The following is a 26,505-nucleotide window of genomic DNA, read 5'->3' on the forward strand; positions in this document are numbered from 1 at the left end:
AAAGGGGAGCGCTGAAGATTCGCTGCAGGCCCAGGCTGCCGAGCGCATGCCGGTCCACGAGGTCGTCAGGGCCGACGCGGCCACAAGGTAAACGCCAGCGCCCTTGATGGGCCGACCGCCGAGATCTGCCGTGAATGTCTGCAGTCAACTGAGGCATCCAGTCCGCGCGCACGTCTCGCGCAGCAGCTCGGCGCGCCGCAGCCTTACCGAAGAATGTACCGGCTGCGTCCGCTACAGCCGTGCGCTCGCAAGCGCAACGGTGCCGCGCTGCGCTGCCGAACGGAGAGACCATCGGGCCGACATGCCGCTGCCCTGTTTGCGCCGCAGCCATGACGCCCGCGGACACCTCAACGACAGCTTCTTTCCCACGCACGCACACCGGCACACATCCTTGTTGAAAACGCTTTCAGCCGCGCACGATAGCAAACGCGGCCGTGAACCCGCCGTGGTCACTCCAGAAACAGATCCGGTAGCAGCGCACGCTGCGGGTCCACGGCGTAGCCGGACAGATCGGTAATGCCGGCCTGTGCCAGCACTTCGTCATCGATCAGGAACTGACCATGAAACCCGGCCGCCTCGCGCGTCAGCACCGCATGCGCGGCATCGGCCATGATCTCGGGCCGGCGGCAGGCGGCCGCGTCCACGCCCGGGAGCACGTTGATTGCATCGGTGGCAATCACCGTGCGCGGCCATAGCGCGTTGATGGCCACGCCCTGCGGCCCGAACTCGGCCGCCAGCCCCAGGGTGACCAGGCTCATCCCCATCTTGGCCAGCGTGTAGCCGGTATGCGCGCCCCACCATGCCGGATTCAACGACGGCGGCGGCGCCAGCGTGAGGATGTGCGGGTTGGGTGCCTGCAACAGATGTGGCAGACACGCCTGCGCGCAGACAAAGCTGCCGCGCGCGTTCACCTGTTGCATCAGGTCGAAGCGCTTCATCGGCGTGTCCAGGGTCCCACGCAACCAGATCGCGCTGGCGTTATTGACCAGGATGTCGATGCCGCCAAAGGTGTCCACGGTTGCGGCCACCGCCGCGCGCACCTGGTCTTCTTCGCGGATGTCGCACTTGAGCGCCAGCCCTTGCCCACCCGCCGCGTTGACCGCCGCCGCCGCGCTGTGGATGGTGCCCGGCAACTTGGGATTGGCCACCGCCGACTTGGCCGCAATGGCCACGTTCGCGCCATCGCGCGCCGCACGCAACGCAATCGCCAGGCCAATCCCGCGCGAAGCACCGGTGATGAACAGGGTTTTGCCGGATAACGTCATGGGATTAGGGAGTCGAGATTGGGGATTGGTAAAAGCTTACAGCGCACGGCACTACGCCCTGACGAATCCCCAATCCCGAATGCCTAATCGCTGCCCCTCAGGGCTTGGGCCCCTGCCCTTCGTTGTCTTCCCAGTGCAGCACGCGGCGGGTTACGAAGCGATAGACCGGCTTGCCGGTGGCGAACCATAGCTCGCGGATCCAGGAGCGGCGCTTGAGCACGCGGCGCTCCACCGGGGTGATGGCCGCCGGGCAATACATGCGCTTGTGCTTGAGCAGGTGGCGCAGGTCCTCGCGTGCAAGCAGACGCATCCAGCGCGCGCGCGGCGGGCCACGCACCGCCAGCTGAAAATCGATCACCGCCGGGCTGCCATCGTCCTGCACCAGCCAGTTGGCTTCCTTGGCCAGATCATTGTGGGCTACCCCGCGCCGATGCAGTTGCTGTAACAGGCGGCGGGCGGCGCGGAAATACGCCAGGTCGCCACGCGGCGGACGCTGGTACATCGCATCGCCGGCCAGATAGCTGCGATCCAGCTGGCGGCCGTTCCAGCCCAGCAGCCGTGGCGTGCGCGCCATTCCGTCCAGTTGCCGCAAGGCCAGCGCTTCGCGCCGCGCCAGCCACCAGGCCACGCCGCGCAGCAGCCAGGGCGCAGCGCTCAGATCGCGACGTACGAACATGCGCTCGCCCTCGCGCACCAGCAGGATGCGGCCGAAGGTGTCGGACTTGAGTGGCAGCTCGCCGGAAGGATCTGGATACATCCCCCATTGTAGGCGGCGCTCGCACCATCACAGCGACGCCCTCGCACCTGCGCGCAGCACGCGCGCCTTCACGCGCAGCGTCGCAACCGCAGGTGAAGCGCGCCGGCCGATGTGAGGGCCACGCAAGTCAGCCGCCGCCAGGCCCACCTATAATTCGGGGATGAACTCATGGATCGACGCCACGCTGGAGTGGATCGGACACCACCCCACCTTGGCTGGCGTGGTGATCTTTGCGATTGCCTTCTGCGATGCGGTCATCGTGCTGGGCGCCATCGTGCCCGCGTTGCCGCTGTTGTTCGCCATTGGCGTGTTGATCGGGCTTGGCCAGATCAACGGGCCCTATGCGGTGATCTGCGCCACGTTGGGCGCCTTCATCGGTGACGCGCTGAGCTTCTGGGTGGGCCATCGCTGGGGCCACCAACTGCATACCTATTGGCCGTTCCGCCGCTACCCGCAATTGCTGGAGCGCGGCGAATTGTTGTTCCGGCGCAACGCGTTCAAGAGCATCGTAATCGCGCGCTACGTGGGGGCGGTGCGGCCGTTCGTGCCGGCCATCGCCGGCATGTCGCACATGCCGTTCAAACGCTATCTGATCGCCAGCGGGCTGGCCTGCATCTCGTGGGCGTTGCTGTTCCTGGTGCCCGGCTGGGTGTTGGGCACTGCGTATGACGCGGTGGCCGCAGTGGCCGGACGGTTGTTTGTGGTGGTGGCGTTGCTGGCAGCCGTGATCGGCCTGGCCTGGGCGGTGGTGCTGTATTCATACCGCTGGTCGGCCGGCCATCTCGACGCGCTGCTGGCACGGCTGCTGGAGTGGTCGCACCGTCACCCGGTGCTGGGCAACTGGTCAGTGAGCGTGTTCGACCCGCGCCGCCGCGAGTCGGTGCCGCTGGCGATGATGGCGCTGATGCTGCTGTTGCTGGGCTGGGGCTGGTTCGTACTGTTGATGGTGGTGCTGGCACACGGCGAGCCGCTGCGCGTGGACCTGGCCGTGCACGATCTGATGCTGGCCCTGCGCAACCCGCTGGCCGACTACCCGATGGTGGCGCTGGCCTCGCTGGGCGATTGGCAGGTGCTGCTGCCGGCGATCGCCGCGGCGATGGGCTACCTGGCCTGGCGTGGGCGCTGGATGGCCGTGACCCACTGGGTGATCGCGCTGGCGTTCGGGCTCGCCTTGACCCAGCTGCTGGGCGCCACCGTGCAGGTGGTGCGCCCACCGGCAGCAAGCAGCGGCTTCGGCTTCCCGTCGGTGGCCGTCACCATGGCCACGATCGGGTTCGGCTTCTTCGCGCTGCTGATCGCGCGTGAGCTGCCCGGGCGGCGGCGCGTGTGGCCGTACCTGGTCAGCGGCGCAATCGTCTCGCTGATCGGGTTCGCGCGGTTGTACCTGGGCGCGCACTGGCTCAGTGACGTGGTCGGCGGCATGTTGTTCGGCATTTTCTGGCTGCTGGTGCTGGGCATCGCCTATCGCCGCCGTGCCACCCGCGCGTTCTGGGTCAAGCCGGTGTCGTGGCTGTTCTACGGCGTGTTCCTGGCCTGTGCGATCGCGTTCGCGCCGCGCAATCTGGTGGCCAAACTCGCCAAGTTCGAACCGCCTCCGCCGCTGTTGATGGAATTGCAGGCCAGCGATTGGTGGAGCGGGCAGTGGCGTCTGCTGCCGGCCCGCCGCAATGAGTTCGACGACGACCAGCGCTGGCCGCTGGATGTGCAACTCGCCGGCCCGCTGGCACCGCTGCAGCGTCAGCTCGAAGCACGCGGCTGGCGGGCGCAACCGCAAGCCGGCTGGGAGCAGGCGCTGCATCTGCTGGATGTGAGCGGGCGCCCGGATGAAGTGCCGATCCTGCCGGCCACGCTAGATACACAGGTCGAAGCCCTGCTGATGGTGCGCCCGGCCGCACCCGGCCATGTGCATGTGTTGCGGCTCTGGCCGGCCACCGCGCGACTGCTGCCAGACGCGCAACCGCTGTGGGTCGGCAGCACCCAGACGCTGCGTTACAGCCGGCATTTCAGCCTGGTCGGGCTGTGGTACCCGCTGCGCGGTGTGGACCCGGCACTGAGCGCACTGCGCGATGCACTGGGGCCGCTGCCGTATCGGGTGGAACAACGTCGGCGCTCGCAGGTGCCGGTGATGCTGATCGACGCAACACCGCACGGCGGCCCCCGGCGTGAGCCCTCTGCAGCGCACCCCGCCACCGCCACTCAGTCCGAACAGACTGCTGCACAGCGCGATGGATCACCGCGCTGATGCATGGCGGATGCGTCGGCAGCAGGCGGAGGCGGTGAGCAGCCGCGCCACGTTGATGGCTGCACCGTAGAGCCACTGTGTGTGGATTTTTCTCGCACACCACGTTGGTAAGAGGTGCGCATTGCACTGCGCAGGTTGAGCGCGGCGACGGAGCGAAAGTAGCGCCGGGCTAAAGCATCCGCGTCGCGCTCTCGGTGACACCCAATGTTTGCTGCCGAGCGATCACGTCTATCTCCGCGAAGCCCTTTGGCAGTGCGCGTGTAGTTGGCATCCGCACGCGTGCGGCACGCTCGGCATGCAGCCATCACACAATCGCTCAGCGATCCGCACCGCCAAAGACAACGCATCACAGCACGCAGCCACGTGCTCGGCGCCTTATTCCTTCACCACAACACCCCATCCACCGGCTGCAGCGGCTCCGGCGCACGCTCACCGATGGCTTGCAACGCATCGATTTCCACCGTGCGGCACATGCTGTCCAATGGTAGGTCGTGGATGGTGTTGGCGAATGGGTCGACTAGCTCGTCGCCGATCTTCAGCACCGCCAGGAACATCAGCCCGGCCACGGTGGAGCCCACCGGTGTGGCGTACTGCAGGGTTTCCACCAGCCCGATCGGCAACAGGATGCAGAACACGCGTGTGAACAGGTTCGGGTAGAACCGGTATTGATACGGCAGCGGCGTGTTCTTCAAGCGTTCCATTCCGCCCTGCGCATTGGCAATGTCCACCAGGATGCGTTCCACACTGGCCTGCTGGATGCTGTCGATCCAGCCATCACGCCGCGCCTGTTCCACCGCGCGCCCGGTGGTGTCGAGCAATCCGTTGGCCACATTGGTGCGCGTCACCACGGCAGCCACTTCGTCCGCACCCAGGCGTGGCTCCAGCTCCACGCCCACCGGCAGCCGCCGCAACTGACAGCGCAACGCGTGCACATAGGCCACTTGACGCAGCGCGATGCTGCGCCCCACCGCTGCGGCTTCTGGCGCGGATAGCACGCTCACACACAGGCGCACCAGATTGCGCGAAGCATTGATCATCTGCCCCCACAGCACGCGGCCTTCCCACCAGCGTTGATAGGTGGAATTGGCGCGAAACCCCAGGAATAACGCCAACGCCGAACCGAAGATCGTCAGCGGCAGCGCCGGTGCGCGGAACGGCAGCACGTAATAAATGATGGTGACCAGCACGTCCCACACAAACAGCACCGCCAGCGTTCGCCACACCTGCAGGAAGACATCGGTCACACGCGGTTTTACATCGATGATCACGGCACACCCCGGTCGTTAATCAACCGCGCCAAGCGCATTCCCTGCGGGATGCACACTGGCGCACTCAAGCGTGCGGAGTCTGCCGTCGCAGCGGTGCAAGTGCGGTGAGGAATCACGCGCGCACATCACACTCCGCAGCGGTTATGGCATCCAGGCCAGCAGTTGCTCCAGGCGGCGATGCGGGTCGTCCTCCTGCAACAACGACAGCCGCTGGCCTTCGCTCAACGGCAGCAGCTCGGCCAGGCGCCAGCCCACCCAGGCAGCCTGATCGAGCAGGCCGGGGCCAGCGGATGCAAATTCGCCACCCACCTGCTCCAGCATGCGTTCGAGCACGGTGGCGAGCAGGCCGTGCTCGGGGCGCAGCTCGTCGTCGCTATCCGGCTCACACCAGCTCACCTCACCCACCACCAGGCCGTTGTCTCGCACGCGCGAGCGCTGCACGCGAAAGCGCCGGGTACCACGCAGGCGCAAGACCAGCACGCCATCGGCGCCCACATCGAAATCCTCGATGCGCACCTCGGTGCCGTACGCCGCAGGAACCGCCGGCGCCCCCACATCGCTGCCATCCAGGATCAGGCACACGCCGAAACTGCTGCCGGTCCGCCCGCAATCGCGCACCAGATCCAGATAGCGGCGCTCGAACACGCGCAAGCCGATCGTCGCACCGGGCAGCAGCACGCTGTGCAGCGGGAACAGCGGCAACGAGGTGATCTCGGCCGGCATCGTGGGCTGCACGGTCATGCCAGGCCTGCCAGGAAGCGGCGCGGCGCACCATCGAAGCCGCCATTGGACATGAACACCACATGGTCACCCGGCTGCGCGATCTCACCCAGCATGCGCAACAACGTGTCCACATCCTGCGCGACATGCGCCTGACCACGCACCTGCGCAATGATCGGCGTCGCGTCCCAGGCCAGTTCCGGCCGATGCAGGAACACCACCGCATCGGCATCGTGCAACGACGGCGCCAGTGCCTGCGCATGCGCACCCAGGCGCATCGAATTGCTGCGCGGCTCCATCGCCACCAGCACGCGCGCAGTGCCGACCTTCGCGCGCAGCCCCTGCAGCGTGGTGGCGATCGCGGTGGGGTGATGGGCGAAATCGTCATAGACGGTGATGCCCTGCGCCTGCCCCAGAACTTCCAGCCGCCGCTTCACACTCTGAAAGCGCGCCAGCGCAGGCATCACCGTTGCCGGGTCCACGCCCACCGCCTGCACCGCGGCCAGCGCCGCCAACCCGTTGAGCACGTTGTGGCGCCCCAGCAATGGCCACTGCACCTGGCCGATCTCCACACCCCGATGCAGCACGGCGAAGCGGCTGCCATCGTCGGCCAACAGCCGCGCACTCCAGTCCAGCGCCGGATCGAATCCAAAGCGCTCCACCGGCGTCCAGCAGCCCATCGCCAACACCTCGGCCAGCCGCGCATCCTCGCCGTTGACGATCAGCCGCCCGCGCGCCGGCACCGTCCGCACCAGGTGATGGAATTGGCGCTGGATCGCGGCTACGTCCGGAAAGATGTCGGCGTGGTCGTACTCAAGATTGTTGAGGATCGCCACCAACGGGCGGTAGTGCACGAACTTGCTGCGCTTGTCGAAGAACGCGGTGTCGTACTCGTCCGCTTCCACCACAAATTCCCGGCCCTGCCCGAGCCGCGCCGAGACGCCAAAGTCCTCGGCCACGCCACCAATCAGAAAGCCCGGCGCGCGCCCGGCGGCCTCCAGCAGATAACTGAGAATAGTGGTGGTGGTGGTCTTGCCGTGCGTACCCGCCACGGCCAGGGTGTCGCGCCCGGGCAGCACCTGCTCGGCCAGCCATTGCGCGCCCGAACTGTAGCGGCGGCCTGCATCGAGCACCGCTTCCACCGCCGCATTGCCGCGCGAAAGCGTATTGCCAATGACCACGTCCTGCGCATCGGCGGAGATGTTGGCGGGCAGATAGCCCTGTGCCAGCCGAATGCCCAGGGTTTCCAGCTGCGTGGACATCGGCGGGTAAATGGCCTGGTCGCTGCCTTCCACCTGCCAACCCAGTTCGCGTGCCAGCGCGGCAACGCCGCCCATGAAGGTCCCGGCGATGCCGAGGATGTGGAGTTTGCTCATGGCCTCATTGTCGCCGATCGCCGGAGTTGCGGGATATTCGAATCCGCACCGCATCCAACGTCAGGAAACCCCTACCGGGCTGTCGGGAACTTCCCGATACACGCGGGTAGCTGCATCCGTCACTATGCTGAACGCCAGTCGCAGCACCCCTTTGGTCCTACTCCCCAAGAGGCCAAATCCCCAGGGAGCTCATGCTGTGGGGCTTTGAGCAAGCTCATTACTGGCGCCATTACCGCCCCGGTCGTCATGTACGACCGGGGTTTTTCTTTTGCACGGTTTGGTACCGATCACGTGCCCCGCCAGCGACTGTTCCACTGGCAGGAAGGACCGGGCGCTGCCGCCCGGCCCGACGGCTCAGCGGCCCAGGGCCTGGCCGATACGCTCGAGCACTTCGTCCAGCGAACCGACGCCATCCACGCGCGCCAACTTGCCACGCTGCTCGTAGAAACCGATCACCGGTGCGGTGGAATCGGTATAGACCTGCAGACGCTTGCGCACCGATTCCGGATTGTCGTCTTCGCGGCCCTCGGCCTTGGCACGGCCGGCGATCCGCTCTACCAGCAATTCGCTGGCCACATCCAGCTGCACCACCGCATCCAGCGGCTGGCCGATCTTGCTGAGCAAGCTGTCCAGTGCATTGGCTTGGGCCACGTTGCGCGGGTAACCATCCAGGATGAAGCCCTTGGCCACATCGGCCTGGCCCAACCGCGCTTCCAGCATGCCGAGCAGGATCTCGTCGGACACCAGATCGCCACGCGCCATCACTTCCTTGGCCTTCAGGCCAAGCGGTGAACCGGCGGCCACTTCGGCACGCAGCAGGTCGCCGGTGGAAATGTGCGGGATCTGAAACGTGTCTTTGAGCCGTGCCGCCTGGGTGCCCTTGCCCGAACCGGGCGGTCCCAACAGAACCAATCGCATCAGTGGACTCCACTTTCGAATAAAAACGCGTTGCGGTGGGCGGCGTTAGACTCAAGCCTTCGCCAGCGCTGACCGTATGGTCGTGCAGCTTACCGCATCCGGGGAATGTCCCCGCAATGTCCCCCGCGCCATGTCGCCATCTGAGGAGTGTGTCCCCCTATGACCAACGGCAACCTGTTGTATGCCCAGTCCGGCGGTGTCACTGCCGTCATCAACGCCACCGCTGCCGGGGTGATCGGCGAAGCGCGCGCACGCAAGATCAAGGTGCTGGCTGCACGCAACGGCATCCTGGGCGCACTGCGCGAGGAATTGATCGACACCTCCAAAGAATCTGCCGCGGCAATCGCCGCGCTGGCGCAGACCCCCGGCGGCGCGTTCGGGTCCTGCCGCTACAAGCTCAAATCGCTGGAGCAGGACCACGCCAAGTACGAGCGCCTGCTGGAGGTGCTGCGCGCGCACGACGTGCGCTGGTTCCTCTACAACGGCGGCAACGACTCGGCCGATACCGCACTGAAGGTCTCGCAGCTGGCCAAGGCGTTCGGCTACCCGCTGCACTGCATCGGCGTGCCCAAGACCATCGACAACGACCTAGCGGTGACCGACACCTGCCCCGGCTTCGGCTCGGCCGCCAAGTACACCGCGGTCTCGGTGCGCGAAGCGGCGCTGGACGTGGCCGCCATGGCCGACACCTCCACCAAGGTCTTCATCTACGAAGCGATGGGCCGCCACGCCGGCTGGCTGGCCGCCGCCGCAGGCCTGGCCGGCCAAGGCCCGGACGACGCGCCGCAGATCATCCTGCTGCCCGAGCGCGCCTTTGATCAGGCCGCGTTTCTGGCCAAGGTGCGCCAGGTGGTGGAACGGGTCGGCTGGTGCGTGGTCGTGGCCAGCGAGGGCATCCAGGACGCACAGGGCAAATTCGTCGCCGATGCCGGCGGCGCGGCCGATTCGTTCGGCCACGCGCAACTCGGCGGCGTGGCCGCCTTCCTCGCGGCGCAGGTCAAACAGGAACTCGGCTACAAGGTGCACTGGACGCTACCCGATTACCTGCAGCGTTCCGCACGCCACCTCGCCTCCAAGACTGACTGGGAACAGGCCCAGGCCGTGGGCAAGGCCGCGGTGCAGTACGCACTCAAGGGCATGAACGCGGTGATCCCGGTGATCGAGCGGGTCAGCGACGCCCCCTATCGCTGGAAGATCGTGCCCGCCCCGCTGCACAAGGTGGCCAACCACGAAAAGAAGATGCCGCCCAGCTTCCTGCGCAAGGACGGCTTCGGCATCACCGAACGCGCCCGCCGCTACTTCGCCCCACTGATCAAGGGCGAAGCCCCGCTGGCCTACGGCAGCGATGGACTTCCCAAGTACGTGAGCCTGAAGAACGTTGCCGTGGCCAAGAAGTTGCCGGCCTGGGAAGGGTGAGTTAGAGCTGCCGCGCTCTCACTGACAGGTGGCCCTCCACCCACGCAGATCTACGAAATCCATTTTGCACCCTCTTAGCGGGGGTGCTGCACTTTTCAGACCTGAGCTTATCGACGCCGTCCGTTGCAGCGCACAGTTGCGGCGAACGCGAATTACAAGCGCAACCGGCCGACAGCTAACGATTCTCGCCACATGTCCAGGTTGCAGTCGTGAGTATTAATGCCTGAGCGGCAACTACTAATGGCCGTTTGGCATTGCCAAGCACATCGCCCTTTACGCGTTCTTTGTCCAAGGCTGTCACATACTGGCCGAAGGATTTCCGTGTGCTCAGCACGGTTGTCTTAATGCCTGTTCGATGCTCGAAACACGCGGGCGTTCGGGCAGCTTCTGTTATCGCGGAGCGCATTAAGGCTGTGGTAAACCCGTGAATAGCGACTGCAGTGCGCGCTCCTTGGATGTAACCGCTTACCGAAAATTCGAGCGAATCGGCGCTTGCTGAGCACCGGTGTCACAGTTGGACGCTTCCAGCATCCCCTGATGACTGCCCTAGCAGTTACTGGCATCACGGCAACATTGCAAGGTTGATCCCGACCGTGATCCACCCACGCGGTGCGGTCGCGTGATCACATCCAACTAGGAGATCGATGCTGGAGGCCTTGCCCACCAGTCTGCGCAGTCCGAGTTGCGCACCATGACCGTCGCGATCATCTCCCGATGCTTCGGCCAGGACCGTCCAGGCGGGGGTGAGCACGTGCTCCAGGCCGACACCTGCAGTCGTGGTGTCCGGGCCAGCGTGCGTGACGAGCGCGCCGAAATTGACGTGAATCAGCGTGTTCGCTTCCGTTCCCAGCGACCACGTCAGCGGCACGGTGATGTAACTGGCGCGTTGCTGAGGCTCCTGCCAGGCGCGTTGCAGGCCCACTGACACCGCCAGCCCCCATGCGTGTTGCTCCGGATCGCGCAGCATGCGTTTTGCGCCGATGTCGAGCGCAGCCGATCCGTGCCGGACGTCGGTCATTCCCAACGCGAATTCGGTGCCCCAGAGGTTGCAAGCAGGCACTGCCGTGGCCGATGCACCGCCGGGCGTCGCACGCCACCACGCTTCGAGCTGGCACTGGCCGCGTGGCGTCACGCCGGCATCGTCGACCACCATGCTGGCTGCTGCACGTGCGGGCACCGGGTGCCATAACGCGAACACGGCCAGCAGTCCCGGGGAGTGACGCAATACCTTCATAGGCTTCTCAAGAAAAACTCCAGCGCCGTTGGCGTTGAACACCACTAGGACGGAGAACGCTGCATGGCAAGCAGGCGGCAAACCACGCTGCGCCGCGTTAGCGCCGTGCGTCGAAGATGCAGCGCATGCTCCGATGCGATTGATGTGGCTGACGCGACTTCGTTGGCACGACTTGTTCTCAGCAAAGCGTCGGTATCAAGCCCAATCGGCCTTTGAACGGCGGCGCACTGGTGAACGACGCGCCACTACATGACCTGTCGCTCCTGGCATGCTACGCAACACGGAAGCAGGCATTGATGATTGACCCACTGCACCACCGGCGCCGCGCGCGTTACATGCATGCATGTAGCGCCACAAAGTTAGGCACGCAGACCGAACTGACGCCCTAGGCACGCGCGGCCGCATTAGCCGCTCTTACTGGCAGGCCTTGCCTTCCATCGTCTGCTGCGCGGTAAACATGGGGACCTGCGGGATTTTGCCGGCAGCGGCCTGCTGCTTGGCCTCCTCCAGATAGATACGCGACTGCCCTTGTCCATCCAGCTGCGGCTTGGCCGCAACCGGCTTGCGCCATACGCGCACGACCGCCTGCTGTGACGGGCAGGCCGCGCTCGGTACGCGGATCACATCATTAAAGATCCAACCGGAGGCCACGCTGGGTGCAGCTTTGGCGTAGTCGACGAAGCGAGCGCGCGGCTGACAGGTAGGACTGCTGCGCGTCACCGAAAATGTGTACGGCTGCGCCGCATTACCGGTGAAAACGCCTTCCAGACGGGCACAGGCTTCGGGAATCTGGCGCAAGGTGTGCGCTGCACCAATCGCCTGCGCCGTGCCAGGCGCACGCTGCATTTCCGGTGCGGGCTCGGCGGCAAACACAGGAGCGCTCAGCAGCAGGCCGGTCATCATCAAGGCGGATTTCAACATACATAGGCTCCTGGATCGGGTCGATCACGGTGGCGGCAGGCTGTCATGCCATCACTGAACGCGGCGCCAAAGCGTGGTGCTGGCAGGCATGCAGTACGCGGCGCATACTCGGCCGCAATCCGGCCACATGAACATCGCGACGCGCAGCAGGCCTAGTCAGGCCGTCGAGTCCGTCTTCGCCGTTCCACTCGTCGCGCACCGCCCTTCGTTCGTCCCGACCGGACGACATCCATTCTTTTGGGAGGGGTCATGCTGGAACACTACGGATTGATGCTCGCGCTGGGTTGTGCAGTCCTGGCCATTGTCTATGGCGTGTTGTCGGCGCGCTGGGTGGTCGCGCAGCCGAGCGGCAATGCACGCATGCAGGAAATCGCCGCTGCCATCCAGGAGGGCGCACGCGCCTACCTCAACCGGCAATACCTGACCATTTCCATCGCGGGCGTGGTGTTGTTCGTGCTGGTGGGGCTGTTTCTGAGTTGGTACACCGCGATCGGCTTTGCGATCGGTGCGGTGCTGTCGGGGTTGGCCGGCTACATCGGCATGAACGTGTCGGTACGCGCCAACGTGCGCACCGCAGAAGCCGCACGGCACGGGATCAGCAAGGCCATGGACGTTGCCTTCCGCGGCGGCGCCATCACCGGCATGCTGGTGGTCGGCCTGGGCTTGCTGGGTGTTGCCGGCTACTACGCCGTCCTGCAAGCCATCGGCCTGCCGCTTGAGCAGAACCTGCATGCCTTGGTCGGCCTGGCGTTCGGTTCATCGCTGATTTCGATCTTTGCGCGCCTGGGTGGCGGCATTTTCACCAAAGGCGCGGATGTGGGCGCCGACCTGGTGGGCAAGGTCGAGGCCGGCATCCCCGAAGACGACCCGCGCAATCCGGCCGTGATTGCAGACAACGTCGGTGACAACGTCGGCGACTGCGCAGGCATGGCGGCGGACCTGTTCGAAACCTATGCGGTCACCGTCATTGCCACGATGCTGCTCGGCAGCCTGACCCTGGCCGAAACCGGACCGCATGCGGTGTTGTATCCACTGGTGCTGGGCGGCGTGTCCATTGTCGCTTCGATCATTGGCGCAGCATTCGTGAAGGTGAAGCCGGGCGGCTCGATCATGGGCGCGCTCTATAAAGGCGTGATCGTGTCCGGTGTGTTGGCGGCGATTGCGTACTGGCCGATCACGCAGGCATTGATGCGCGACAACGCGCACGGCGCGATGTCGTTGTATGCCTGCGCATTGATCGGCCTGGTCCTGACCGGGCTGATCGTGTGGATCACCGAGTACTACACCGGCACGCAATATGGGCCGGTGCAGCACGTGGCCGCCGCAAGCACGACCGGTCATGGCACCAACATCATTGCCGGCCTGGGGATCTCGATGAAATCCACCGCGCTGCCGGTCATTGCCGTGTGCGCGGCAATCTGGGGCGCGTTCCATTTTGGCGGCCTGTACGGGATTGCGATCGCGGCCACGGCGATGCTGTCGATGGCCGGCATGATTGTGGCACTGGACGCCTATGGCCCCATCACCGACAACGCCGGCGGCATTGCCGAAATGGCCGGATTACCGCCAGAAGTACGCAATGTCACCGACCCGCTGGATGCAGTCGGCAACACCACCAAGGCGGTGACCAAGGGCTATGCGATCGGCTCGGCGGCACTGGCCGCGCTGGTGCTGTTTGCCGACTACACCCACAACCTGCAGGCTGCCAATCCGAACGAGGTATTCGCGTTCGATCTGTCTGACCACACGGTGATCATTGGCTTGCTGATTGGCGGACTGATTCCCTACCTGTTCGGCGCAATGGCGATGGAAGCCGTGGGGCGCGCCGCGGGTGCGGTGGTCGAAGAAGTACGCCGCCAGTTCCGCGAAATCCCCGGCATCATGGCTGGTACCGGCAAGCCGCAATACGACCGCGCGGTGGACATGCTCACGCGCTCGGCAATCCGCGAAATGATCGTGCCCTCGTTGTTGCCGGTGGTGGTCCCGGTCATCGTCGGGCTACTGCTTGGGCCGCGTGCGCTGGGCGGATTGTTGATCGGCACCATCGTGACCGGGCTCTTCGTTGCGATTTCGATGACGACCGGGGGAGGTGCCTGGGACAACGCCAAGAAGTACATCGAAGATGGTCATTTCGGCGGCAAGGGCAGCGAAGCACATAAGGCCGCGATCACCGGCGACACCGTGGGCGACCCCTACAAGGACACCGCAGGGCCTGCCATCAACCCGCTGATCAAGATCATCAATATCGTCGCGTTGCTGTTGGTGCCGCTGCTTTAAGCGCTGTGCTTGAGGCGATCTGCGGACTTCGTGGGCCCGGAGCGATGCGTGGCTCCAGGCCCGGGCCTTTGTCGGCGGGTGACGGCACCTAGCCTCTGAGGCTCATGAGGCTGCAAGCATGGCAATGCGTGCTGCTACAAAGACGACTGCGGAGGCCTGAAAGACGCCACTGGCCCGTTTGATCACTACGGGCCAGTGGCGCAGCGCATCTCCGCATTCAGCAAGTCAGCAAGTCAGCAAGTCAGCAAGGATCACGCCACAAGCCATCATGCTGCGCAGGGTGCTCGTTACTTGATGCATAAAAACGCATATCGGAGGCAAGCCGCGCCAGCTCCGAAGGCGCTGCACCAGAATCTGCTAGGTCGTCATAGATGATCGCTCGACCAACAGCATGAGCAAGACGCCGTCAGCGCCTCACAAACAGCCGATCAACCCGTCATAGATCGGCGGCGCACCACCGGGCAGCGGCTCGAACAGCGGATTGGTGACTGCAAGTACGCGATACATCTCGTCCAGGCGTGTTCCGGCCTGCAGAGGCGCGGTGCAGCGCCAGACCCGGCTGTCCGAGCGCAAATGACCGCTGCGCGGATCCACGCTCACCTCGCTCGCGCCAAAGGTCCAGATGCAGCTGCGCACCACCCCGCTCACCCGATTGACCGAGCAGCGGAAGCGCAGCGGCTGGTAATCGCTGAACTCGCCGCCACAGAACGTATCGCCACAAATATTGTCGAAATCACGGTCCAGCCGTTGCTCCAGATCGACAAAAGGCTCCCAACCTTCGCCGTTGGCCGGCCAGTCCACCGCATCCACGAACGCCGGCGGCGGATCCGCAGCCAGCGCCGCCGGGGCGAGGATGGATGACATCAAAAGAACGATGACGCGCAGGTACCTGGACATGGGGCCAACTCCGTGGCTGTGGATGAGCCTGCAGCGTGACGCCCGGGCACGCTCAGCAGCATCGGGAAGCGGCCCGTGATGAACGCGGACTATGCCGCGCGCCGCTGTCAGACGGATGCCTATTCAGTGTCGCTGCACCGCAACAGCCGAACGCGTAGAATCGGCCTCCACACACAGCTGAAGCCTCGGAGCTACGCGCATGGGCCTGGAACTGGTCACCTCCGGCAAGAACCTGCCGGAAGAAATCAACGTCGTCATCGAGATCCCCAAGGACTCGGAGCCGGTCAAGTACGAAGTGGACAAGGCCAGCGGCGCGATCTTCGTCGACCGCATCCTGTCGACCCCGATGCGCTACCCCTGCAACTACGGCTACGTGCCCAACACTCTGTGCGGCGACGGCGACCCGGCCGACGTGCTGGTGGTGCTGCCGCTGCCGCTGGTGCCCGGTTCGGTGGTGCGTTGCCGCCCGGTCGGCGTGCTGCGCATGAGCGATGAGGCCGGCAGCGACGAGAAGATCCTGGCAGTGCCGATCGAGAAGATCTTCTCCGGCTACGCCCATATCGAAGATATCGATCAGGTCTCCAGCCACTGGATGGAGCGCATCGGCCATTTCTTCGAGCATTACAAGGACTTGGAGAAGGGCAAGTGGGTCAAGCTGGATGGCTGGGGCGGCGCGGCGGAAGCCAAGCGCATCCTGGTGGAGTCGGTGGAACGCTATAATTCCGACGCGCCCTGAGCCGTCGACCGTGACGCTGCCCCGCACGCGCGGGGCGATCGGCATCACGCTTTCGGCGTGATGCCGGTGACCGCTGTCGGCAGATTGGGTACATTGCCGACAGCGTTTGGCCGGCGCCTATCGCCGGTGACTCTTGGGGAAGTGCCTTGCGTATTTTGTTTGTTGGGGACGAAGCCAGTCTTCCGTCCGACCTTGTCGACTACATTGCCGAACTCGGCGACAACTGGCAGGCGCAGCAGGTCCCGGACGGGAACTCTGCCATCGAAGCCGCCGCGCTGTCGCCCTTCGATGCCGTCATCGTTGCCCCGGTCCTGCCGGACCTGACCGCCGCGACCTTACTCGGGCAAATCCGCACCTTGCGGCCCGACACCATTCGCATTGCCCTGATCGATGCCCAGGACGGGCAGCGCACGCCACCTGCGCGCATCATCGGGGTGGCGCACCGCTTCCTGCCGATGCCGCTGGCACCGGAAGTGCTGCTGGAAGCGGTCACCAGCCTGGAAGAGTTGCGCGACCTGCTCAGCAATCCGCGCCTGCGCGCAGCCATTGGGCGGATCGAGAAGCTGCCCTCCCCGCCCCACCTGTATTTGAGCCTGATGCACGCGTTGGAAGAGGACGATGGCGCCGATGCGGCCGACATCGCCAAGCTGATCGCCGGCGACCCGGCGATCGCGGCCAAGGTGCTGCAGCTATGCAACTCGGCGTTCTTCTCCGGCGGACGCAGCATCACCGACCTGCGCACTGCGGTAACCCGCCTGGGCGTGGCCACGCTGCGTGACCTGGTGCTGGCCAGCGAAGTGTTCTCGGTGCAGACCCTGACCCCGGCAGAGCGCGCCGCGATGCAGCGCCGCGCGCTGCTGTCATCGCGCCTGGCGGCCAAGGTGCTGCCACCGACCAGCGCCGAACTGGGCTCCACCGCCGCGCTACTGGCCGACATCGGCCTGTTGCTGCCCGGCGTGCGTGATGAACGCGAACCGCCCGTAGAAGGCGATGAGCGTCTGGGCCATACCGAAGCGGGCGCCTACCTGCTGGGCCTGTGGGGCCTGCCGATGCCGATCATCGAAGCGGTCGCCTTCCATCGCCACCCGCAACGCTCCAGCCTGCGCAGCTTCTGGGTGACCGGCGCCGTGCACGTGGCGACTGCATTGGCCAGCGGCGAGACCGTGGACGAGGAATACCTGACCAAGGTCGGCGTCATCAACCGCCTGCCAAATTGGCGCGAGCAGGCCGATACGTTGATGGGGCTTGCTGAGGCGTAAGTCTCTGCACGTGCAGTGATGCAGGCTGAAGGGCGCGACGTAAGTTGCGCCCTTTTTCTTGCATACGATGCGCGCACAGATCTCGTTTCAAAAGCTACGCCATTGCGCTGGCCCGTCGCGGCCCAGCAAGCGACGTCACGCACTCTTCCACTTGCCATATCAGACGGCATGGACCGACGCATTTGTCGCATTGGATTGCAGCGATTGCTGCTTATTGGTAGCAGATAGCGATGCAGCCTGGAGGCTTGGCTTGACCGCTTTGCAAGCCGTCAGAGTATGCATACCGAGTAGAAACACGCTTGGATCATTGCTTCAGAAGATGCATTCGCGGCTCACAAGGCATTGCGTTGCCAACGATATTCAGCCATTTGGACCAGTGAAACGCAGCGTTAGCAACACATGCGTCTCCGCGTAAGACGACGCCAATGGAGCGCCACAGCGAGGTTGAATCACGCTCCGGCAGCAAGTCTGTAAACCAAACGCCATGCCTGCCATTTCGGGGGCCGCACTTTGCCGGCAAAAAGCGCTAACCACACAGATAACGCCTAGACATACCAATCTACGTGCTAATGCAAACAAAAAAAGCGGGCCTTTCGGCCCGCTTTTTCGTAACACGTTCTACAACGTTTCGGTGATCAGAAGCGCTGGTTGTACTGCACGAACAGGAAGCGGTCGTAGTCGAGCATCGGGTCGATCGCCGCGGTGCTGCTGTTGGTGATCGAGTAGGTGACCGGCGGCTGCTTGTTCCAGATGTTGCGGGCACCCACGGTCACGCTGCCATCCCACGGAGCCTGCCAAGTGACAGAGACGTCCTGATAGGAGATCGAGCCCTTCTTATTGGAACCGGTGCCGCCACCCCAGCCCGGATTCGGGGTCTGGTAGTTCGGGTTGTTGCACTCGATGCCTGCCGCTGCATCCCAGCAGTAATCGCGGAAACCGCCGTAGTAACGCAGGTTCCAGTTGGCCGACAACGCGCCCAGCGACCAGTCCAGACCCAAGGTGGCACGCACGCGCGGGAAGTTCCAGTAGCCGGCAGCATTTGCCCACTCGGCACCAGCTTCTGCCTGCGACTTATAGGTCGCCAGGTAGTTGGTGTCCAGGTTGACAGCGAACTTGCCGTACGCAGTTTCCGGCATGCGATAACGCACACCGAAGTTGTAGCCTTCGGTTTCCAGGCGACCCAGGTTGACGTTGCCGCGGCTCAGCGTGGTGACCTGCCCGGTGACCGCGTCGCGACCGTAGTCGGCGCAGTAGCTGGCCAGGCTGTTGAGGTAGCAGTTGTTCAGCACATCATTGGCCGTCAGTGACGTGATGATGTTGGAGATCGAAATGCGGTACCAATCCAGCGAGAAGTCCAGGCCCTGCACCCAATGCGGGCTGTACACCATGCCCACGGTGCGGGTGATGCTGTATTCCGGCTCAAGTTCGGCATTACCCACGCCCGAATTAAACGGTGCATTGCCCTGCACGTCGCGACGCGTTACCGCGTTGCCTGCAGTATCGGTCTGACGGAAACCAGCCGGCAGGCCTTCGCCAGCGCAGCGTGCTGCCACACCCGCATTGCCCAGCGAACCGAAGGTCGCATCGCAGGGATCGGTGAAGGTATCGAACGTCTGCGAGCCGCCACCGAAGGTGTCCGACAGCGTCGGCGCACGGAAACCGGTGCCGTAGGTACCACGCACCAGCAGGTCGTCGATCGGCTTCCAAGTGAAGCTGAACTTGCTGTTGGTGGTGTCGCCGAAGCGGCTGTAGTTGCTGTAACGCGCGGCCACGTCGAACGACAGTTCCTTGGCGCCCGGCAGGTCCTTCAGCACCGGAATCAACAGCTCCAGATAGGCTTCGTTGGTCTGGTAGCGACCTTCGGTGGCCTGGGCGGCCAGGTCGGTGGTGTAACCGGCGCTGGACAGCTGGTCTGGATAGTCGTAACCGCTGATTTCGCGGTGTTCGACGCCTGCGGCCAAGCCCAGCTCACCGGCCGGCAAATCGAACAGGCCACCGGTGATGTTGGCAGTCCACTGCTTGCTCAGGCTCTGCTGCGTGGCCTGACCCAGCGCATTGATGTATTGCAGCGCGTTCGGCGTGGAAGCCGACGGGCCACCCAGGATGTTGAACGGGGTGCACTGGCCCAACGCATTGCTGGTGCCCAGCGGCAGCGGGCTGGCTGCGGTGCCGCACTGGACCTGACCCTGTGCATTGAGGAACGACGGGCCCAGCGCCTTCTGCAGCGCCAGCAAGTTGATGTTGCCGCGCGACACCTGCGTCACATCGTACTTGTTGTAGTTGAAGCCCACGTCCCAGTTCCAGCCGTGGCTGCCGACGTCGAACACGCCTTCCAGCGCTGCATCGAAATGCAGGGTCTTGACGTTGCTTTCGGTGGTGCGCGGCAATTCAACTGTGCGACGGAACCAGCTGTTGATGTCCTGGCCGACCGGGTTGTAGTAGCTGGTACCGCTAATCGCCACCGGGAACTGCGGCTGCGACGAGGCCTGCAGCGGGTAACCGGCGATCTGACGGTTCGAGTCGCGCTCGGAGTACATCGCGGTCGACTTGAAGGTCAGGCTGTCGGTCAGGTTGTAGCTGCCGGTGGTGAAGATCGACTTGTTACGGCTGGACTGCTGCAACATCATCTGATCGACGGAGTTGTAGTAGTCGTCGGTGGTGATGTCGTTGTGGTAGTTGGCGATGTTGCGCGAATCGGCGCCCACGCCACGGCCGTCGAACGAACCGGTATGGTTGAGGATGTAGGTCTGGTCGTTAGAAGTGAAGCGGCCCCAAGGGCCGGTCGCGCTCAGACTGTCTTCGATGTGGTTCGGGCCGGCCGAATAACGGGTCAGCGCGCGATCCTTCGCCCACACCGGATCTTCGTTGGTGTAGTTGGCGCCAAACACCAGCGAGGAGCGGTCGGTGGTGGTGCCGGCGGTGAAGGAATACTGCTCCTTGGAACCGTCGCCACGACCATTCTGGCCGAAGTACGCCGAGGCTTCTGCACCGTCGTAGTTCTGGCGCAGGATGATGTTCACCACACCGGCCACGGCGTCGGAGCCGTAGATTGCCGAGGCGCCGTCCTTCAGGACTTCGATGCGCTCGATCAGCGAGCTCGGGATCGTGGACATGTCGGTCAGACCAGACAAGCTGCTGGTCCAACGCTTGCCGTTCACGAGCACCAGGGTACGGTTCTCACCCAGGTTGTACAGGTTGACGTACTGGCCACCCTGCTCCGGATCGGAGGTCAGCACCGCAGCCTTGCTGTAGGTCTGCGTACCAGCGATCGACAGGTTCTGGAGGATGTCACCAACGCTGACCAGGCCCGACTTCTGAATGTCTTGCTGCGTCACGGTGAAAACCGGCTGTGCGGTTTCCACATCGACCGAGCGGATGCGCGAGCCGGTAATTTCGATGCGGTCCAGCGTCGTGGTCGACGGGGCGGACTGCTCTTGTGCATTGGCGGCAAATGCCGGCGTCAACGCGATCGCAATACCGGCGGGCAACAGGCCCAGCCGCACTGCGGAGGTGCGAAGGTTCATCAATCTCTCCAGGGTTCGTTAGTGGCGCGTTAAGCGCCCCTGTGCAAATTACGTTTGCGTGAACGCCGTCGCTTTGCGCGTCACGTTCCGTGGCTTTGCCGAATCTGGCGGATTTGCTGCTTGGTCGCGGTAATGCGAAGCGGAAACGCCGAATCGCGCACGAAATGCACGCGCGAAGCTGCAGCAGTTGTCGAAGCCGCTGGCGGCCGCAACCTCACCGATCATCATCGAGGTATCGCGCAGCAGGTCCGACGCGCGTTCCAGACGCAAGCGTGCCGACAGCGCCTGCGGACTTTCCTCATACAGGCTCTGGAAGGTCTTGGAGACATACCAACTGGAGAAGTTGGTCAGTTGCGCCAGCTCGCTGATGCGCACCACGCGGTCGCTGTTGCCTTCCAGATACAGACGCGCCCGCTGCATCCGCCCGAACACCTGACGGCGACGGCTACGCGAGCGGCCCGGGCAGCGCTGTTCCTGTTCGACGAATTCGCGCTGCATGCCGGCCAGATGCAGCAGCAGCGGCCGGGCCGAAGCGCTACCGCTCTGTGCGGCGGCATTGCGCCACAGCCGCGATGCGATACGCAGGTCGCTGCGCGCAAGGTGGCTGCGGCCGGGATACAACGTGGCGTCGGTCAGCTCGGCCAACGACTGCAGGCTGTCGCCATCCAGGCTGACGCCGACGCAGACGGCACTGCGGTCCGCCTGCACCGTGGGATGGGAATCCTTGTCGAAGGCGATCCAGTCACCTGCATGCAGGCGGAAACGGCCCTCCTTGGCTTCCACCCAGGAACGGCCGCGCAGTTGCACCCACAACGTAAAGGTCGCCGCTACCGTGCGCAGGCTGCCGAGCCGCGCAACTGCCAGACAGGTGGTCGGCGTGTGCTCGCCAGCACCGTCGATGGAGAGTGCAACGCCACGATCGGCAGTGATGACCTGTTGCATGCTGGCAGCCCGCTGTACAAAAGAGCGCACAGTGTTTTGCCGAATCTGGCGGCAGTCAGGATGTTTTGCCGAAGGTGTCCCGAAATCGCCACGAAGAGATTCCGAAGAACTTACGAAGCCTATTTCTTCAATTTGAACAACAGGTTGGAGACGATGCCGAGCGAGGTGGCGGGTGTTGGGGGCAGCGGCATGAAGGCAATGGCGCTGCCATCTTCCTCAGCCAGCGACACATACATCGCGCCGCTGCGCTGATCGATGCTGAAGCCGTTGATGGCGGTGTACTTGGCAACATCCATGCACTGGCCCTGCTGCCCACTGCGCAGTTCACTGTCATGCGTGGAGCACGCGTCCGTGGATGACAGGTAATGCACCTGCGCATGCGCACCCGGCGCCCAACTGCGGTAACGCCAGCGCGAGGGTTGCATGCGATCGATCGGCTGCAAGGTGTCGGCGGCCAGCGACGGCGCGATGCGCCACAGTCCGCCGGTGGACAAATGCGTGAACAACACCTCGCCTGAGGCGCGGTCCAGACGCAGCTGCGAGACATCAGGCAAGACGCTCAGCGCGCGCCACGGTTGCGTACGGCGGTCATAGACGGTGGCGGAGGTTCGCCCGTCGTCCGAAGCCGCCACCACCAGCAATTGATTAGGGTCTGGCAGGTAGATCGCCTGCAAAGGACGCGTCTGCGGCACCGCCAGCCGCGTGACCTTGCCGCTACCAGGCGTGACTTCGTAGATGCCACGGTGGCCGGTCGCGTCGGTACCGGTCACCAGCGCGTGCTGCGAATCGGCCGACCAGTCCGCGGCCTGCCGGCTGTCCGGGCGCAATCCTTCGAGCAAGCGTACCGAGCCGGGCCTGGTGACATCGCCCCACCACAGGCCATAGGCGCCGGAACGATTCGAGGTGAACAGCAGTTGCTGGCCATCCGGCGCAATCATCGGTTGATCATCACGCCCATTGGACGGAAACAGACGACGTCGCAGGTAACCGCCGTTCATGGGGTCGCGGATCACCTGATACAGGCCAAACTGTGGCTTGCGCTGCACGAACACCGCATGCGTGCCGGCCACATCCGGTGCCTGTGCGTCGTCCACCCCAAGATCGTGCAGGCTGCGGTCGTGCAACTCCAGCCGGTACAGCCGCGCCTCGCTGTCCACGCGCCGCCCGAAGATCACCCCACTGCTGTCCGGCAGCCAGCTCCAGCCGCGAATCTCCGCAATGTCGTCGGTCAACCGTTCCGGGGTGCCACCCTGCGCAGGCATGCGCCACAGGTCGCCCATCTGCGGGTTACGCATGAACACGATCCACGCCCCGTCGGGCGAATACCGCGGCATGTAATCGAAGTCGTCCGGGTGCGCGCTGTACGCCAGCGTCTGCCATTGCCCGGTTTCAAGCTCCAGGCGACGGATGCGCCGCGCGCCATTGGCACCGGTCATGGTGCCAAACAACAAGGCGCTCCCGTCTGGCGACCAGCTGAAACTCAGCATGTCCGCGCCATCGCACCGCACGACCTCGTGGGCCGCGGCCTGGCCGTTGGCGGCAGCAATCATGATGCGGCAGCTGCCATCTGCGCCATCGCGCTCGAATGCGATCGCACGGCCATCCGGCGACCACGCCGGAAGCCGGTCGGCCGCCCCGGGGCCCGGAGTGTCGAGCACGCGCGGATACGCGTTATTGGTGGTCTTGACCAGGATCGAAGTCCCTGGGCGGTCATTGACCAGAGACGCGTACGCCACCATGGCGCCATCCGGCGACAGGCTGGGCGTCAGGTCGAAACCGCCGCCAGCGGTGATCACCTGGTACGGGCGCTTGGGGCTGCCCACTACCGTGCCGACCGACACTGCGCCGGTGCTGGATCCATGCTCCCACAAGGCTTTTGCCGCCAACCCCAACACTATCAGCAGGGCGACGCAGGCCAATGCCAGCGCCACGCCACGGCGCCGGGCACGTGGCAACTGAGCGCTCGCAGCGGGCTGTGCAGGGCTCGCATCAATAGCGCTACCGATCAGCACGTGCGCGCTGGCGCTGTCTTCCCCCTGCGCGTTGCCGTTCGCATCTGCCTGTGACTGCGCAGGGTCCGGGAGCGCCGCGTTTGCACCAGCACGGTCAACGGTCTCCGGCGTCTCCCACGTCACCGGTGCCAGCAAGCGGTACCCGGTCTTTGCGATGGTCTCGATATGCGCGGAGCGTTCGCTGCCATCGCTGGCAAGCGCCTTGCGCACCTGGGTAATGGCCTGCGTCACCACATCGTTGGTCGGCAGCGTGTCCGGCCAGACCTCGGCCAGCAGCTGCTCGCGCGTCACCACCTGCCCCGGCTGCCGGGCAAGCGCCAGCAACACTGCCAACGCCTTGGGCGCCAGTCGCGGGGTGCGCTTTGCACCGGGAACATGCACTTCGCGCGAGGCCACATCGACCGTGCAGACACCGACGCGCAGCCGGCCCATGGACGATGAAGGGATGGAGGAAGAACTCATGGGCAACAAAGACACACACGCCGGCAAGGACAACAAGACCAATCACGCACAATGCGCGAGACGCCAAATTCAGCAAAGCACGACAACCAACTGTGTCATGCATCTAATTGGTGCAAATTTTACGCTATGCACCGTTGCTTCCTATGACAGGCGGCGACGTCAGGCTCTCTCTCTCTCGCCGAAGAATTCAAACAATTACGACGTACCCTTCGCGCCTCTGGCGCGATTTTTTTATCTGCGATTCAGCTAGACGCGCCGAATTTGCTTGGATTTCGTGCCTCGACGCGAAAATTTTTCCGACGGCACTTGCGATGCGAGCGCCAATCTGCACCATTCAAAACTGAACTTTTCTTAAGCGGCCACAGCGATCGACTGCAGCCGCGTGCCCGCCCCCCCGCTGTTACGACGCCCGATACACCTGTGCGCCCTGCGCCACAAATTCTCCAGACTTCTCCTGCATGCCCGCCTCCAGCGCATGGTCCTCGCTGATGCCGTGCTCAGCCGCGTAGTCGCGCACATCCTGGGTGATCTTCATCGAACAGAAGTGCGGGCCGCACATCGAGCAGAAATGCGCCAGTTTGTGCGCGTCCTTGGGCAGGGTCTCGTCGTGGAACTCCTTGGCTTTCTCCGGATCCAGACCGAGATGGAATTGGTCATCCCAGCGGAACTCGAAGCGCGCCTTGCTCAAGGCGTTGTCGCGCACCTGCGCACCGGGATGGCCCTTGGCAAGGTCGGCCGCATGCGCGGCGATCTTGTAGGCCATGATCCCGTCGCGCACATCCTGGCGGTTGGGCAGGCCCAAGTGTTCCTTGGGGGTGACATAGCAAAGCATGGCGGTGCCGAACCAGCCGATCATCGCCGCACCGATGGCGCTGGTGATGTGATCGTAGCCAGGTGCGATATCGGTGGTGAGCGGGCCCAGCGTGTAGAACGGCGCCTCGCCGCACTCGCGCAACTGCTTGTCCATGTTCTCCTTGATCAGTTGCATCGGCACATGGCCTGGCCCTTCGATCATGGTCTGCACGTCGTGCTTCCAGGCGAGCTTGGTCAACTCGCCAAGCGTCTCCAGTTCACTGAACTGGGCCGCGTCGTTAGCATCGGCAATGCAGCCGGGGCGCAAGCCATCGCCCAGCGAAAACGCCACGTCGTAAGCCTTCATGATTTCGCAGATGTCTTCGAAGTGCGTGTAGAGAAAGTTTTCCTTGTGATGTGCCAGACACCACTTCGCCAGGATCGAACCGCCACGCGACACGATGCCGGTGACACGCCGGGCCGTGAGCGGGACATAACGCAGCAGCACGCCCGCGTGGATGGTGAAGTAGTCCACGCCCTGCTCGGCCTGCTCGATCAAGGTGTCGCGGAAGATCTCCCAGGTGAGCTCTTCCGCACGGCCGTCGACCTTTTCCAGTGCCTGGTAGATCGGCACGGTGCCAATCGGTACCGGCGAATTGCGAATGATCCACTCGCGCGTCTCATGGATGTGCTTGCCGGTCGACAGGTCCATCACCGTGTCGCCACCCCAACGGATCGACCACACCAGTTTCTCGACCTCTTCGGCAATGCCCGACGACACCGCACTGTTGCCAATGTTGGCGTTGATCTTGGTAAGGAAGTTGCGGCCGATGATCATCGGCTCGCTTTCCGGATGGTTGATGTTATTGGGCAAAATTGCGCGGCCGCGCGCGATCTCCTCGCGCACGAACTCCGGGGTGATGCGTTGCTGGATCGCGGCACCGAAGGCTTCGCCGGCATGCTGCTTGCGCAACACCGCATCGGTGACCGCTTCCAGCCGCTGGTTTTCGCGGATGGCAACGAACTCCATCTCCGGGGTGATGATGCCGCGGCGCGCGTAATGCATCTGCGTCACATTGGCACCGCTGCGCGCCACGCGTGGCAACCGTCGCGACGGGAAGCGCACTGCATCCAGCCGCGCATCATGCTCGCGGCCACGGCCGAAGCTGGAACTCAGTGCATCCAATGGCAGCGTGTCGCCACGTTCGGCGATCCAGTCGGCACGCAACGGCGCAAGGCCGGCAGCAAGATCGATCGCCGCCTGCGGATCGGTGTAGGGGCCGGAGGTGTCGTAGACACTCAGCGGCGGGTTGTCCTGCCCACCGAACAGCGTCGGCGTGCGGGTCAGCACGATCTCGCGCATCGGCACCTGCAGGTCTGCACGCGAGCCTTGCACGAAGATCTTGCGGGAACCGGGAATCGGCTGGGTCACAGCTGCCGAGAGCGTCTGGGTCTGTTGCAGCAAAACGGTGGGCGCGGCATTCATT

Annotated in this window: 17 protein-coding genes and 1 pseudogene; 5 read left to right on the forward strand and 13 right to left on the reverse strand. The window is 64.3% G+C overall.

Annotated features, from left to right (window positions below; translation table 11 throughout):
- Nucleotides 1–449: 449 nt before the first annotated feature.
- Together QRM89_RS07955 and QRM89_RS07960 are read right to left on the reverse strand one after the other, a co-directional pair.
- Nucleotides 450–1,265: an NAD(P)-dependent oxidoreductase gene (locus QRM89_RS07955; RefSeq protein WP_285447730.1), complete on the reverse strand. Its 816-nt coding sequence runs from the start codon at nt 1,263–1,265 to the stop codon at nt 450–452.
- Between the two features lie 97 nt (nt 1,266–1,362).
- Nucleotides 1,363–2,022, reverse strand: coding sequence for a serine/threonine-protein kinase (locus tag QRM89_RS07960; RefSeq protein WP_285447731.1), 660 nt, complete (start codon nt 2,020–2,022; stop codon nt 1,363–1,365).
- Between the two features lie 160 nt (nt 2,023–2,182).
- On the opposite strand from QRM89_RS07960, the pseudogene QRM89_RS07965 reads away from it, so the two are divergent.
- A pseudogene (locus QRM89_RS07965) lies at nt 2,183–4,165 on the forward strand (VTT domain-containing protein); the annotation flags it as partial.
- Nucleotides 4,166–4,647: 482 nt separating this feature from the next.
- Here the strand turns inward: QRM89_RS07965 and QRM89_RS07970 are convergent.
- The 4 genes from QRM89_RS07970 to QRM89_RS07985 all read right to left on the reverse strand — a co-directional run bounded on the left by QRM89_RS07970 (nt 4,648) and on the right by QRM89_RS07985 (nt 8,546).
- Nucleotides 4,648–5,532 (reverse strand): bestrophin family ion channel, encoded by an 885-nt coding sequence (locus QRM89_RS07970; protein ID WP_103700337.1) that lies wholly within the window; start codon nt 5,530–5,532, stop codon nt 4,648–4,650.
- 141 nt (nt 5,533–5,673) lie between these two features.
- Nucleotides 5,674–6,255 carry an LON peptidase substrate-binding domain-containing protein gene (locus QRM89_RS07975; protein WP_070694292.1) on the reverse strand — a complete coding sequence of 194 codons (582 nt, stop codon included), beginning with the start codon at nt 6,253–6,255 and terminating at the stop codon, nt 5,674–5,676.
- Between the two features lie 14 nt (nt 6,256–6,269).
- Nucleotides 6,270–7,628, reverse strand: coding sequence for a UDP-N-acetylmuramate:L-alanyl-gamma-D-glutamyl-meso-diaminopimelate ligase (mpl, locus tag QRM89_RS07980; protein WP_103700381.1), 1,359 nt, complete (start codon nt 7,626–7,628; stop codon nt 6,270–6,272).
- A gap of 354 nt (nt 7,629–7,982) precedes the next feature.
- Nucleotides 7,983–8,546, reverse strand: a complete 564-nt coding sequence (locus QRM89_RS07985) for an adenylate kinase (protein ID WP_103700336.1) — start codon at nt 8,544–8,546, stop codon at nt 7,983–7,985.
- A gap of 159 nt (nt 8,547–8,705) precedes the next feature.
- Between QRM89_RS07985 and QRM89_RS07990 the strand changes: the two genes are divergently transcribed.
- Nucleotides 8,706–9,962: a 6-phosphofructokinase gene (locus tag QRM89_RS07990; protein ID WP_285447732.1), complete on the forward strand. Its 1,257-nt coding sequence runs from the start codon at nt 8,706–8,708 to the stop codon at nt 9,960–9,962.
- A 562-nt stretch (nt 9,963–10,524) separates the two neighbouring features.
- Here QRM89_RS07990 and QRM89_RS07995 read toward each other — a convergent pair.
- A complete protein-coding gene (locus QRM89_RS07995) occupies nt 10,525–11,196 on the reverse strand; it encodes a hypothetical protein (RefSeq protein ID WP_285447733.1) in 672 nt (223 codons plus the stop codon).
- Nucleotides 11,197–11,610: 414 nt separating this feature from the next.
- Complete coding sequence (locus QRM89_RS08000) at nt 11,611–12,099, reverse strand: hypothetical protein (RefSeq protein ID WP_070694290.1); 489 nt, start codon at nt 12,097–12,099, stop codon at nt 11,611–11,613.
- Nucleotides 12,100–12,366: 267 nt separating this feature from the next.
- On the opposite strand from QRM89_RS08000, the gene QRM89_RS08005 reads away from it, so the two are divergent.
- Nucleotides 12,367–14,394 carry a sodium-translocating pyrophosphatase gene (locus QRM89_RS08005; RefSeq protein WP_285447734.1) on the forward strand — a complete coding sequence of 676 codons (2,028 nt, stop codon included), beginning with the start codon at nt 12,367–12,369 and terminating at the stop codon, nt 14,392–14,394.
- A gap of 414 nt (nt 14,395–14,808) precedes the next feature.
- Here QRM89_RS08005 and QRM89_RS08010 read toward each other — a convergent pair whose 3' ends face one another.
- A complete protein-coding gene (locus QRM89_RS08010) occupies nt 14,809–15,291 on the reverse strand; it encodes a hypothetical protein (RefSeq protein ID WP_103700333.1) in 483 nt (160 codons plus the stop codon).
- Nucleotides 15,292–15,490: 199 nt separating this feature from the next.
- On the opposite strand from QRM89_RS08010, the gene ppa reads away from it, so the two are divergent.
- Entirely contained in the window at nt 15,491–16,027 is a 537-nt protein-coding gene (ppa, locus tag QRM89_RS08015; RefSeq protein ID WP_002804918.1) for an inorganic diphosphatase, read from the forward strand.
- 146 nt (nt 16,028–16,173) lie between these two features.
- Nucleotides 16,174–17,286, forward strand: coding sequence for an HDOD domain-containing protein (locus QRM89_RS08020; protein ID WP_042596931.1), 1,113 nt, complete (start codon nt 16,174–16,176; stop codon nt 17,284–17,286).
- A gap of 635 nt (nt 17,287–17,921) precedes the next feature.
- On the opposite strand, the gene QRM89_RS08025 is transcribed toward QRM89_RS08020, so the two are convergent.
- The 4 genes from QRM89_RS08025 to thiC form a co-directional block, all read right to left on the reverse strand.
- Nucleotides 17,922–20,810 (reverse strand): TonB-dependent receptor, encoded by a 2,889-nt coding sequence (locus QRM89_RS08025; RefSeq protein ID WP_225042431.1) that lies wholly within the window; start codon nt 20,808–20,810, stop codon nt 17,922–17,924.
- Nucleotides 20,811–20,858: 48 nt separating this feature from the next.
- Nucleotides 20,859–21,752 carry a helix-turn-helix domain-containing protein gene (locus QRM89_RS08030; RefSeq protein ID WP_285447735.1) on the reverse strand — a complete coding sequence of 298 codons (894 nt, stop codon included), beginning with the start codon at nt 21,750–21,752 and terminating at the stop codon, nt 20,859–20,861.
- A gap of 119 nt (nt 21,753–21,871) precedes the next feature.
- Nucleotides 21,872–24,226 (reverse strand): winged helix-turn-helix domain-containing protein, encoded by a 2,355-nt coding sequence (locus tag QRM89_RS08035; RefSeq protein WP_285447736.1) that lies wholly within the window; start codon nt 24,224–24,226, stop codon nt 21,872–21,874.
- Between the two features lie 400 nt (nt 24,227–24,626).
- Nucleotides 24,627–26,504, reverse strand: coding sequence for a phosphomethylpyrimidine synthase ThiC (thiC, locus tag QRM89_RS08040; protein WP_285447737.1), 1,878 nt, complete (start codon nt 26,502–26,504; stop codon nt 24,627–24,629).
- Nucleotide 26,505: the final 1 nt, after the last annotated feature.

The sequence above is a fragment of the Xanthomonas sp. LMC-A-07 genome, assembly GCF_030208825.1.
In the GTDB taxonomy this organism is placed as follows: domain Bacteria; phylum Pseudomonadota; class Gammaproteobacteria; order Xanthomonadales; family Xanthomonadaceae; genus Xanthomonas; species Xanthomonas campestris.